The 10,798-nt window shown below is 71.3% G+C and carries 13 protein-coding genes; 7 read left to right on the top strand and 6 right to left on the bottom strand.

Annotated elements, in window-relative coordinates; genetic code table 11:
- Positions 1-480: 480 nt before the first annotated feature.
- The 3 genes from I0C86_RS35090 to I0C86_RS35080 form a co-directional block, all read right to left on the bottom strand.
- The gene (locus I0C86_RS35090; RefSeq protein ID WP_196205610.1) at positions 481-708 is read right to left on the bottom strand and encodes a helix-hairpin-helix domain-containing protein; all 228 of its coding nucleotides are present in this window, start codon (positions 706-708) and stop codon (positions 481-483) included.
- A 170-nt stretch (positions 709-878) separates the two neighbouring features.
- The gene (locus I0C86_RS35085) at positions 879-1,907 is read right to left on the bottom strand and encodes a sigma-70 family RNA polymerase sigma factor (protein ID WP_196205609.1); all 1,029 of its coding nucleotides are present in this window, start codon (positions 1,905-1,907) and stop codon (positions 879-881) included.
- Between the two features lie 85 nt (positions 1,908-1,992).
- A complete protein-coding gene (locus tag I0C86_RS35080; protein ID WP_196205608.1) occupies positions 1,993-3,105 on the bottom strand; it encodes a geranylgeranyl reductase family protein in 1,113 nt (370 codons plus the stop codon).
- Between the two features lie 151 nt (positions 3,106-3,256).
- Between I0C86_RS35080 and I0C86_RS35075 the strand changes: the two genes are divergently transcribed.
- Together I0C86_RS35075 and I0C86_RS35070 are read left to right on the top strand one after the other, a co-directional pair.
- The gene (locus I0C86_RS35075; protein ID WP_192769847.1) at positions 3,257-3,493 is read left to right on the top strand and encodes a hypothetical protein; all 237 of its coding nucleotides are present in this window, start codon (positions 3,257-3,259) and stop codon (positions 3,491-3,493) included.
- A 301-nt stretch (positions 3,494-3,794) separates the two neighbouring features.
- Positions 3,795-5,165: an MFS transporter gene (locus I0C86_RS35070; RefSeq protein ID WP_196205611.1), complete on the top strand. Its 1,371-nt coding sequence runs from the start codon at positions 3,795-3,797 to the stop codon at positions 5,163-5,165.
- 185 nt (positions 5,166-5,350) lie between these two features.
- Here I0C86_RS35070 and I0C86_RS35065 read toward each other — a convergent pair whose 3' ends face one another.
- Complete coding sequence (locus I0C86_RS35065) at positions 5,351-5,947, bottom strand: MBL fold metallo-hydrolase (RefSeq protein WP_196205607.1); 597 nt, start codon at positions 5,945-5,947, stop codon at positions 5,351-5,353.
- A 143-nt stretch (positions 5,948-6,090) separates the two neighbouring features.
- Here I0C86_RS35065 and I0C86_RS35060 point away from each other — a divergent pair, with 143 nt between their 5' ends.
- From I0C86_RS35060 to I0C86_RS35040, 5 genes are all read left to right on the top strand, one after another.
- The gene (locus tag I0C86_RS35060) at positions 6,091-6,279 is read left to right on the top strand and encodes a hypothetical protein (RefSeq protein ID WP_196205606.1); all 189 of its coding nucleotides are present in this window, start codon (positions 6,091-6,093) and stop codon (positions 6,277-6,279) included.
- Between the two features lie 55 nt (positions 6,280-6,334).
- On the top strand, positions 6,335-6,826 hold the full coding sequence (locus I0C86_RS35055) for an Asp23/Gls24 family envelope stress response protein (protein ID WP_196205605.1): 492 nt from the start codon (positions 6,335-6,337) through the stop codon (positions 6,824-6,826).
- Complete coding sequence (locus I0C86_RS35050) at positions 6,826-7,329, top strand: hypothetical protein (protein ID WP_196205604.1); 504 nt, start codon at positions 6,826-6,828, stop codon at positions 7,327-7,329. Before I0C86_RS35055 ends, I0C86_RS35050 begins: the two co-directional genes overlap by 1 nt.
- Positions 7,330-7,331: 2 nt before the next feature.
- Positions 7,332-7,877, top strand: coding sequence for a DUF6286 domain-containing protein (locus I0C86_RS35045; protein WP_196205603.1), 546 nt, complete (start codon positions 7,332-7,334; stop codon positions 7,875-7,877).
- A gap of 90 nt (positions 7,878-7,967) precedes the next feature.
- Positions 7,968-8,570 carry a hypothetical protein gene (locus tag I0C86_RS35040; protein WP_196205602.1) on the top strand — a complete coding sequence of 201 codons (603 nt, stop codon included), beginning with the start codon at positions 7,968-7,970 and terminating at the stop codon, positions 8,568-8,570.
- Positions 8,571-8,661: 91 nt separating this feature from the next.
- Here I0C86_RS35040 and I0C86_RS35035 read toward each other — a convergent pair whose 3' ends face one another.
- Positions 8,662-9,918, bottom strand: a complete 1,257-nt coding sequence (locus I0C86_RS35035) for an alpha/beta hydrolase family protein (protein WP_196205601.1) — start codon at positions 9,916-9,918, stop codon at positions 8,662-8,664.
- Between the two features lie 140 nt (positions 9,919-10,058).
- Positions 10,059-10,766, bottom strand: coding sequence for an ABC transporter permease subunit (locus I0C86_RS35030; protein WP_196205600.1), 708 nt, complete (start codon positions 10,764-10,766; stop codon positions 10,059-10,061).
- Between the last annotated feature and the right edge of the window lie 32 nt (positions 10,767-10,798).

Below are 10,798 nucleotides of genomic sequence, written 5' to 3'. Positions count from 1 at the left end.
CGAATGATCGAAGTCTGCTCGATGGCCGGGAGCCATCGGCTGAACAGAGTCGTGTTCTTCACGATGGTTACCTTCCACTCGGGGATGAACACCCCACAGGGGGACGTGGGATGTCAATGGAACTCGTTGGCCCGCACCAGGATCACGTCCCGGGGACCACAGATGCCCGACCGGTACTGGGGGGTACTCCGCCGAACACAATATGTAACGACCGAGGAGGCTGGGTCATTCCCGGCCCGCCACCGTCCGGCCCAGGTCACGGGCCGTGGTACTCGGTCGTACGGGTAATGTAACGACCGGCCCCCCGCCAACATTCCACCGCACCAACTCGATCATGAACCCGAACCAGACACCGGGAACGAGCCGGTCGAGAGCCACCCCGGCGCGACGATCGACACGGCGTACGCAGGGCGCAATGTCGAGACTGCGGCCCGCACTCCGGTGACCGCCGCCCCGGGACACCCGACTCCGCCGGCTCAGCTACGCCCCCGCGAAGGACAATCCGTGCAGCGCCATTGCTGCACGCAACTGCCCCATCGCCTTCGGCCCCATCCCGTGCAACCGCAGGAGGTCGGCCTCGCTGACCCCGTCGAGCTGTTCGAGGCGACGGTAGCCGGCGGCGGCGAGGGCCCGCCGCGCCGGACTGCTCAGACCGGTCGGAAACTCCGCCTCGGCCGGGACGCCATTGACTTCTACGGGCTCCGCCATCGTGTATTCGACCTTTCGATCTCCGGGACAGACGTCGGGGTGGGTCCGGCCCGCCCTCTCCGGTTACTACGAAGTGGCGGAGAAGAACTCATCGGTCCGTCGGAAAAGAGTGTGCCCAGGCGGACGGGCCGTTCGGCGGAGCCCCGCATCGGCGGGTACGACGACGGAACTCAGATCCGGGTCTCGGCTTCGAGGGTCATCGGCAGCTCGAAGAGCGGAAAGAGGCGCTCTGGATCGAGGAACGTCGTTATCCCGCTGATCAGTTCGCCCGAGGTCTCGACGACGACGAGGGCGAAGGGTTGATAGCCACCATCCGGTCCACTTCTCCGGTACTGCCCGAAGGCCGGCGATCCGTTCGCCGACGTCGGCACCAGACGCGCATCGGCGCAGGCTCCGCCCGAGCCCAGAATCGCCCGACGGATCTCCGCCCGGCCACGCAGCCACCACGCGAAGGGCGGCATGGACATGGTGGCGTCCTCGTGCAGCAGGGCGACCAGGTTCTCGACGTCGTAGCGCTCGAACGCGTCGCAGTAGCGGACGAGCAGCGCCCGCTGCGCCTCGTCCATCTGGCGGATCGGCCCGGCGGAGATCATGCCCGTGCCCCTGAGAGTCGAACGGGCGCGCTGGAGCGCGCTGGAGACCGATGTCGCCGTGGTGTCGAGGAGCCGAGCGACCTCCTCGGCCGTCCAGCACAGCACGTCGCGCAGGATCAGCACCGCGCGCTGCCGGGGCGGCAGGTGCTGCAACGCGGCTACGAACGCCAGCCGGATCGACTCGCGCCGCACGGCCACCTCGGCCGGATCTGCGCCGGCCGCCAGGATCCGGTGGTCCGGAATCGGCTGGACCCAGGCGCTCTCCGGCAGCGGCGGTCCGAGAGACGGGCCGGCGGACCACGACGGGCCGAGGTCGACCGCGCGGGCGCGGCGCCCCGCGCCGCGCAGCATGTCCAGGCAGATGTTGGTGGCGATGGTGTACAGCCAGGACCGCAACGTCCCCCGGTCCTCGTCGTACCGGTCGAGGTTCCGCCAGGCCCGCACCATGGCCTCCTGCACGGCGTCCTCGGCGTCGAAGGCGGAACCGAGCATCCGGTAGCAGTATCCGGTCAGCTCGCCCCGGAACACCTCCAACCGGGGCACCAGCTCCGACCTCATGGCACCGACGTTTCCGCCGGTGACGTCGCCGACCGGTCCCGCAGTCATCCCGCGCCCTCCTGTTTGGCGTTCCCCGGTGACGATGGGCCCTGCCCGTGACATGTTCCGGGAGGTGACGACCCATCCGGGGGCATCAGCTCAGCAGCGCCAGTGCCGCCCGTACCCGACGTCGGTCCAGCGTCCGGTCGAACGTCGTCTCGCCCCGGCAGAAGGCCGCGAACATCCGCCAGCCCGGCGGGGTGGCCAACATCGTGTGGAAGACGCCGGGGTGCCGGGAGAACGCGCCGAGGATCTGGTGGCCGGCGCGCATCGACGGAACGAGTTGTTGGTGCACCGACCGGACGTACCCGTCGAGGTCCCCGCTCGCCGCAGCCATACCGGCGAACGCGCCCGAGCGGAGCGCGAAGCTTATGCCCTCCCGGGTCCACGGCTCCAGCAGCCCGGCCGCGTCCCCGGCGACCAGGATCCGGCCCCGACGCAGCGGCGATTCCGTGCTGCGGCACCGGGTCAGATGGCCCGAGTCGTGGACCGGCTCCAGGCCACCGAGCCCCAGCCGGTCGACGAAGTTCCGCAGGTAGCGTCGGGTCCGCTCACCCTCGCCCCGCCCGGCGATCACGCCGACGGTGAGCCGGTCACCCTTCGGGAAGACCCAGGCGTACGACCCGGGCAGCGGGCCCCAGTCCAGCAGCAGCCTGCCGCGCCACCGCTGCGCGACCTCGGCCGGGACCGGAATCTCCAGTTCCAGCCCGAGATCGACCTGGCAGTAGTCCACCCCTACCTGTCGGGCGGTCACTCCGGCGGAACCGTCGGCCCCGATCGCCGTTCCCGCGACGACTTCGGAGCCGTCGGCCAGCCTGACCCGTACCCGCTCGGGGTCCTGCTCGACACCGCGGACCGCGACCCGTTGCCGGATCTCGGCGCCGGCCTCGACCGCCGCCGCCCGGAGCCGGTCGTCGAACTCCTCGCGCCGCACCATCGTCAGAAGCTGCCCCGGCCCGTGCCGGCGGGTGAAGCTCCGCCGGCCGTCGGCGGTGAACGTCACCCGATCCACCTGGTCGTCGGCGGGTACGTCGATCCTGGCCGCCGCGGCGGCCAGGGAGGTGCCGATCAGGCCGCCGCCGCAGGTCTTGTAGCGCGGATGCTCGGCCTTCTCCAGTACGACCGTCCGTGCTCCGGCCCGCGCGGCGGCGAACGCGGCGGAGAGCCCGGCCGGCCCGGCACCGATCACGGCCACGTCCCAAGTCACGCGTAGCAGCCTAGGGGACGACCTCGCCGCCTCCGGGAATGGGACACCGGTCACCGACGGGTCGGGTCCGGGGACGCATCATCGCCGGTTCCGTGGGTAATCGCGGCCTCGCGAACTGCCCGACGCGCTGTGCTCGGGCGAGGAGGTCACGATGCAACAGCTACATCTGAGCGACATCGAACAGCGGGTGTACCAGGCGGTCACCACGCTGGAGGCACGGGGGCAGGTGCCGTTCCCGGAGGCCATCGCGGAGGAGGTGGGGCTACCCCCGGAGCAGTTGACGACGCCACTGCACGTACTCGGGGAGAAGAACCTGCTGCACCGCGAGGACTCTCCGCTGGAGGGTCTGGACTTCGGCCCACGGTGGTGCTCGCAACACCTCGGCTGAGCCTGGGCGGACAGCCACCGGCGCAGCCGCGTCCTCCGGCCCCGCGAAAATGCCGACCACGCCCCCGCACGGCGGGCGGGTGTCGGTGTGGTTTGGGGTACTGTGTCCCTGGTGAGTGCTGTTTGTGGCGTAAGTCAGCGGGGGCCGATTGAGCGTGGCAGACGGCAATCCACCGGAACGCGCCGGACGGCGCGGCCCGGCTGACCCGCCGGTCACGCCGGACAGCCCCGCGGATCAGAGCGACCGGATCAGCGGTCGACGCCGCAAGCAGGCGCTGGCTGTCGGCCTGGTGGCCGCGTTCATGACGCTGCTCGACGTGAGCATCGTCAACGTCGCGATCCCGTCGATCGACGAGGCCATCCACGCGAACCCGAGCGACCTGCAGTGGATCCTGTCCGGGTACGCGTTGACCTTCGGCCTGATCCTGGTCCCCGCCGGCCGGTTCGGCGACATCCGGGGGCGGCGCAACGTCTTCATCGTCGGCCTCGGGCTGTTCACCCTGACCAGTGCGGCCGCGGGCCTGGCTCATTCGCCGGCCTGGCTGATCGGTGCCCGACTACTCCAGGGCGTAGCCGCCGGCCTGATCAACCCGCAGGTGATCGGGCTGATCCAGCAGCTCTACCGGGGATCTGACCGAGGGCGCCCGTTCGGACTGCTCGGAGCCACCATCGGCATCTCCACCGGGGTCGGTCCGCTGCTCGGCGGCACCCTGATCCAGCTCGGCGGTCAGCACGACGGTTGGCGGTGGGTCTTCTTCGTCAACATCCCGGTCGGGATCCTCACGATGTTCTTCGCCTGGCGGGTGCTCCCGACCCGCTCCTCACGGCCCGCCGCACGGCGGGGTCTCGACCCGGTCGGCGTACTCCTGCTCGGCCTCGGCGTCGTCCTGCTGCTGCTGCCACTGGTGCAGCGACAACAGTGGCAGGGCTGGCTCAAGTGGCTGCTGATCCCCGCCGGTCTGCTGGTACTGCTCGGCTTCGTCGGCTGGGAGCTCCGGTACCGCCGTCACCGCGAGCCGCTGTTCGACCTCGCCCTGTTCCGCCTCCGTTCGTACTCGCTCGGCACCCTGATCGGGCTGCTCTACTTCGCCGGTTTCGTCGCCATCTTCTTCCTCTTCACGCTCTTCCTGCAGAGCGGCCTGCGCTACACCGCGCTGGAGGCCGGACTGGCGATCACTCCGTTCGCGCTCGGTTCGGCCCTCACCGCCGCCCTCGGCGGCCGGATCGTCAACCGGTTCGGTCGTCCGCTGGTCGCCATCGGCCTGGCGACCGTCGCGTTCGGACTGGCCTGCGTGGTGCTCGCCCTGCACTACGTACCCGGGCACGGGGCTCCGTTCGCCACCGCCCTCCCGCTGCTGGTCGCCGGGCTGGGCAGTGGTCTGGTCATCACCCCGAACCAGAACCTCGCACTGTCCGAGGTACCGGTCGCCCAGGCCGGCAGCGCCGCCGGAATGCTCCAGACCGGTCAGCGGATCGGGGCGGCCGCCGGGATCGCCGGGGTCGGCGCCGTCTTCTTCACCACCCTCGCTTCCACCCACAACGGCTGGTCACGGGCCTTTCGGGACTCGCTGCTCGTGACCATCGGTTTCGTGCTGGTCGCGCTGGTCGCCGCGATCGTGGACAGCCGCACCGAGCGGCGCGGTAGCCCGGCGGGTCCCGGCGGGACCGGTTGAGCCGCGACGCACATGATCGCGATGGTCGGTCGACCGGCACGCTGAGCATCGCCCGGCCGGTGCAGCGGCGAAGGCGTCCGGTTGGCGCAGCGGCGAAGGCGTCCGGTTGGCGCAGCGGCGGAGGCGTCACCCGGCCGGTGCAGCGGCGGCGCCCGGCTGGTGCACCAGCGGCGCCCGGCGTCGGCTCAGGCCGTCTCGCCGGGCGCGAGCCAGCGGTAGTCGTGGCCGCACCGCTCGGCGAGCCACCCGTGCGCGCTCCCCAGGCCGCGATCGTTGAGTTGGGCGTCGTGGATGCCGTACGCGCGCTCCGGCGCGACGGCGCGGACGAAGTCGATCGCCTCGTCGGTCTTCAGCCACGAGCCGTGCACCGGAACGAGCAGCGTCTCGACCGGAACCTCCGGCCGGTGCAACGAGTCGCCGGGATGGTAGATCCGGTCCTCGACCAGATATCCGAGGTTGGCGCAGTCCGGCTGACCTCCGTAGATCACGGCGTGTCGCCCGCCTAGTGCGCGTACCCGGAAACCGGCCGCGGTGAATTCCTGGTCCGGCTCGACCGGAACGTGTGCGAGATCCGGGATCTTCGCTCCGGCAGGGGCGTACACCGGAACGTTCAAGCCAGCCAGCCGCAGTACGTCGATGTGGTCGACGTGCTCGTGTGTCACCAGTACGGCGTCGGCTCTGCGTAGTGCCGTCGGCTCGCTCCAGACCCCGGGATCGATCACCAGGACGGCCCCGTCCTGTTCGAGTCGGACGCAGGCGTGGGTGTACTTGACGAGACGCATTCAGCGACGCTACCGGGGTCGAACTGTCGACGCCCGCGCCCGGGTGTGGCGCAGATCACACAGAACCTCGGGCCGCCGGGGTTCGACTCCTTCTCCAGCGTGTAAGCCAGTGCCGACCTGCCGCACGCTCACCGGGAGGACGCATGTCCCGTCAACAGTTCAGTTTCGTCATCGGTTTCCTCATCGCGGCAGTCTGGGCCATCGCCGGCTTCGGCGCGGCAGCGGGCGCCGTGCTCGCCGGTCTGGTCGGGTGGCTCGCCGTACGGGTCATCGACGGCGACATCACCGTCGCCGGCCTGGCCGATCGAGCTACCGCGTCCCGACGGCGCTGAGCGCTGTCGGGAGGCGCACCGGACCGAGCCAGGAGGCAGCAGATGGGGGTAGGAAATGGCTGATACCAGCACCGCCACCAGGGACGACAACCGCGAGAAAACCAGGTCGCCGAGCCGGATGGGCCGATCGGACGGCGGGCAACCGGCCCGGGCCCAGCTGAGTACGGACGCCGGAAAGACGAGGATCGCCGAGGGTGTGGTCGCCAAGATCGCCGGATTCGCCGCCCGGGAGATTCCCGGCGTCCACTCGATGGGCGCCGGACTCGCCCGGCGGGTCGGCCAGTTGCGCGGTCTCGTACCGGGGGCCTCCGAGACGATCCGGCAGGGCGTCTCGGTCGAGGTCGGCGAGCGCGAAACCGCCATCGACCTGGACATCGTCACCTGGTACGGGCAGAGCATCGTCGACGTCTCCGACGCGGTACGCCGGAATGTCGTCGACCGGGTGCAGGCGATGACCGGCCTGCGGGTCACCGAGGTGAACATCAACGTCGACGATGTCTTCGTCGAGGGCGACCAGGACAACGACAACCGTCAGCAGCAGGCCTGATGAGCAGGCGGGCGGGGGCGGGCTCGACGGCGAAGGGCAGCCGTACGGCGACGGCCACGAGATCGCCGACGGACCGGGCCGGCAGAGAGCAGGAGCAGCAGGTTGGACACGGGCAGGAGCGGCCGGCTGGGTACGAGCGGCCGGCTGGGCACGAGCAGGAGCAGCGGGGCGGGGAAGAACAGGAGCAGCGGGCCGATCCGGCGACCGTGGCGGCGGCGGTCGCGGCGGCGGTGCTCGCGGTCCCCGGCGTGACCCGGCTGACCCCGGGGACGGGTGTCGAGGTGGCGACCCAGTTCCCCGGCGGCAAGATCACCGGAGTTCGGCTCGGTGATCCGGTGGAGGTGCACGTCGAGGTCGATCCGGTGCCGATCGCACCGGTGGCGGAGCAGATCCGGAACGCGGTCCGGAAGGTACTGGACGGGTTCGGTCGGCGTCTGTCGGTGGAGGTGGTCGTCGAGGACATCGACCTGCCGGTGCCGGCCACCGCCATGGCGGGGAGCTGACGGTGCGTCTGGTCAACCGGTTGGCCGCCCTGGCACTGGCGCTGGCCCTGCTCGGAGGCGGGTTACTGCTGATCGCCGAGGTCGTCACGGTTGCGCTGAACCGGCCGTCGCTGGTCGTGGACCGCACCGGCTGGTACGACACGCTCACCACCGTACGTCTGGAGAACGCCTGGGTCCGGACCGTCGTCATCGGACTGGGCGTACTCGGTCTGCTGATCCTCGCCGGACAGTTGTTGCGCTGGAAGCCCGACCGGCTGCCGACCCGGCTGGCCGACGGCTGGCATCTCCAACGCCGCTCGGTCGAACGGCAACTGGCGATCGCCGCGGACGCGGTGCCCGGCGTGGCGTCCGCGAGCGCCCGGGTTCGACGGGACGGGATCGGCTGGCGGACCCGGATCCGGGCGGTCGGAGCGGACTCGTCCCGCACCGAGGTGGAGAACGCGATCCGGCACGAGTTGGAACGGCTGGGGGCATCGGCGGACGATTCCGTCGGGGTGGAGATGGTCCGATCGGGTACCAGGTCCGCCGACCCAGGAGTCCGGGCATGATCCCGGCCACGGGCGGAAATCGGAACGGCCGGATGTGCCGGCGAGGCAACAGCCGGATGTGCCGGCGACGCTACGACGCGGGGTGACACCATGACCAACAGCGCGCTGCGGGTGCTCTGGACGGTGATCGGCATCGTGCTGACCGCCATCGGCGTGGTCGGGCTGATCGCCAGCCTGGGCCACCTGGCCGGCGTCGACGAGAAGGCGCCACTGCTCTGGTCGGGTCTGCTCAACCTGTGGCGTGACATCGATCCGTGGGGGCTGGTCGTCCTCGGCGTACTCGGACTGGCCTTCGCCTGGCTCGGCTTCGACATGCTCAACCGGCAGTTCCGGACCCGCCGCTACCCCGCGATGGGCGACCTCGATCTGCGAGCCGTCCGGGAGAATCCCCCGGACGGCCAACCGGTGCTGCCCGGGGCGACCCGGGTTCGCGGGGCCCGCCTGGTCCGAGGCCTGGAACGCGATCTCACCCGGGATCCGCTGGTTCGCAAGGCCTCCGTCAGGCTGGCCGGCACGGCGCCCCGACCGGAGCTCTGGATCGAACTGCAACTCAGTTCCCGGGCCGGGTTGGCGGTGGTCCGGGACCACGTGTCGGCGGCGGTCGACCGGTTCCGGGACACCTCCGGCCTGGCGCCGAGCCGGCTCGAGGTGACCGCCAGAATCGACACCGCCCGCCCGGTCCGGGTGCACTGACCCGACCCGACCCGACCCGACCAGACCCGATCCGGTTCGGTCCGCCGCGGTTCAGTCCGGTCGGTCCGAGCGGGGGCGAGACGACGCGGGCTCAGCCGAAGGTCAGCTCCGGATTCCCGGCGGCCGGTCCGGCCAGCAGTGGCGGTACCGGACGGTCGCGCAGGTGTACGTCGAAGAAAGCGACCAGAAGCTGCCGGGCCAGTTCCGTCGCCCGCCGGTTGTCGCCGGTGCCGAAGTTGAACCGGTACGTCTCCTCGGTGGTCCGCAGGTCGACTCCCGCCTGCCGGGTCCACAGGCCCAGGTCCGCAAAGGAGTAGTGGCCGGATCCGGCGATGGTCACCAGGCGGTGCCAGCCGCGCAACGCCGGCAGGAAGGTACGCCAGGACGGGTCGATCCTGGTGGTGTGCCGCGGTTGGCGCAGTACGAGGAACGGCCGGCCCAGTCCTTCGGTGGCGACCGGCCCGGCGACCAGGCCGTCCAGATTGGCGCCGGCCCGGATCCGGTCGTCGACGAACATCGCCCCCGCCGCGGTGGCTCCGCCGAGCGAATGTCCGAACACCCCGACCCGGCCGAGGTCGATCCGTCCAGGCAGCCCTGCCGGCGCGCCCCGATCCGCCGTTCCGATCCGACGGAGCGCGTCGAGTACGGCTCGCACGTCCGCCACCCGTACGTCGACCTGGGTCACGACGGCCGGACCACCGAGTTCCTCGGGTCGGATGTCCTCCGGCAGCTCCGGCTTTGTCCGGGCCACCAGTTGCCCGTCCGGCGTCGACCCCTCCAGGGCGTCGCCGAGATGGTCGATCGCGACCACGAGGTAGCCGTGGCTGGCGAGTTCCTCGGTCAGCGCGGTGTTGTCGGTGCGGTTGCCGCCGTCGCCCGGTGAGAAGACCAGGACGGGCAGTGCGCCGCCGTCGGCCCGGACGGGTGCGGCCTCGGTGGCGTGGCCCCGCAGATCGACGAGGCTTTCCGGGGCGAATCCGTAGCGCTGTGCGGCATGGCGGGCGACGTTCGGATGGGCCCAGGGCGCCGGGGCTGGCCGACCCACCCCCGGTGCTCCGGAACCGTCCGCCGGATACCAGAGCTGGAGGGTGAGGTCGCGGTCCCGCCCTGGGCGCCACGGATCCGGGCGTCCGGCACCGGGCAGCTCCCAGGCCACCGTGCCGATCGGATAGGGCCCGGTCGGCGCCGGCAGGCTCGCGCTGAACCGTGCCCTGGCCCGGGCCGCCACGCCGTTCTCGGTCGCGGTGGCGTCGTTGGAGACGTTCACCACCGCGACCGTGACGGTCAGCGCGATGATGGCCAGCAGGCTGGGAACGGCGAGCCGGGAGCGCGTTCGGGGCGTGGTCATGCGGGCTCCTTCGTCCGGCCGGAGCGACCGGCGGCTTGCGGTGGCGGTCAGGCGGGCGGAACGGCGGGCGGTCACGCTAGCGACCAAAGGCGGGCGGTCACGCGGGCGACCAAAGGCAGGCGGTCAGGTAGTCGGTCGGGTCAACCGGACCCGACCCGCGCCGCGCGCACCAGCGCGATCCGGGGCCGCCGCCCCGGCAGGACCGGCCGGAGACCGAGCGCGATCAGCGTGCCGACCAGCGCCAGCGCGCTCAGCCCGACCAGCAGCCCGGCGGTACCGAGTTGGACGGCCCAGAAGTCGTCCCGCCAGCCACGCGGCAACCAGCGGGGCAGCCCCGCGTCCAACAGCAGTTGGGTCGCCATCCAGCCGCCGGCGGTCACCGCCACCGCCCCGACCGTGCGGCGGATCAGGGCGCCGGCAAGCAGCCCGAGCAGCACCATCCAGACCGCTCTGGCGTACGGCGTCAGTCCCGTCGTACCGAGGCTTCCCAGCGGGTACGGCAGGATGTCCGGCCGACCCCCCTCGGCAACCGTGATCACTGCCGCGTGTACGGCCGCGGTCGCGACCAGCCCGGCGGCCAGCGCGACAACGCAGCGGCCGGCCAGCCAGCGGCCCCGGGTGACACCCTGGGTCCACACCATCCGGTGTGTACCGTGCTCGAACTCCTGCGCGAGCAGCGGCGCGCCGAGCAGCACTCCGACGAAGAGGCTCAGGTAGATCGACAGGCTCCGGGTCATGCCCGCCATCTCATGGTTGCGTTCGAGCAGCGCCAGGGCGGTGAACGCGGCCGTGACCGCGAGCAGGCCGTAACCGCCGGTGCGGGCCTGGCGCCAGGCGACCCAGATCATCGCGACTCCTTCGGGGACACCAGGGTGGGGAG

This window comes from Plantactinospora alkalitolerans (assembly GCF_015690345.1).
In the GTDB taxonomy this organism is placed as follows: domain Bacteria; phylum Actinomycetota; class Actinomycetes; order Mycobacteriales; family Micromonosporaceae; genus Plantactinospora; species Plantactinospora alkalitolerans.
Note: the sequence above shows the minus strand (reverse complement) of the source record. Positions and strands in the feature narration are given on the sequence as shown.

Coding starts and splice junctions, on each gene's coding strand:
- I0C86_RS35030 (WP_196205600.1), bottom strand. CDS start 10,766: ATGATCTGGGTCGCCTGGCGCCAGGCCCGCACCGGCGGTTACGGCCTG.
- I0C86_RS35060 (WP_196205606.1), top strand. CDS start 6,091: ATGTCCCGTCAACAGTTCAGTTTCGTCATCGGTTTCCTCATCGCGGCA.
- I0C86_RS35070 (WP_196205611.1), top strand. CDS start 3,795: ATGACGCTGCTCGACGTGAGCATCGTCAACGTCGCGATCCCGTCGATC.
- I0C86_RS35050 (WP_196205604.1), top strand. CDS start 6,826: ATGAGCAGGCGGGCGGGGGCGGGCTCGACGGCGAAGGGCAGCCGTACG.
- I0C86_RS35055 (WP_196205605.1), top strand. CDS start 6,335: ATGGCTGATACCAGCACCGCCACCAGGGACGACAACCGCGAGAAAACC.
- I0C86_RS35035 (WP_196205601.1), bottom strand. CDS start 9,918: ATGACCACGCCCCGAACGCGCTCCCGGCTCGCCGTTCCCAGCCTGCTG.
- I0C86_RS35065 (WP_196205607.1), bottom strand. CDS start 5,947: ATGCGTCTCGTCAAGTACACCCACGCCTGCGTCCGACTCGAACAGGAC.
- I0C86_RS35085 (WP_196205609.1), bottom strand. CDS start 1,907: ATGACTGCGGGACCGGTCGGCGACGTCACCGGCGGAAACGTCGGTGCC.
- I0C86_RS35090 (WP_196205610.1), bottom strand. CDS start 708: ATGGCGGAGCCCGTAGAAGTCAATGGCGTCCCGGCCGAGGCGGAGTTT.
- I0C86_RS35075 (WP_192769847.1), top strand. CDS start 3,257: ATGCAACAGCTACATCTGAGCGACATCGAACAGCGGGTGTACCAGGCG.
- I0C86_RS35040 (WP_196205602.1), top strand. CDS start 7,968: ATGACCAACAGCGCGCTGCGGGTGCTCTGGACGGTGATCGGCATCGTG.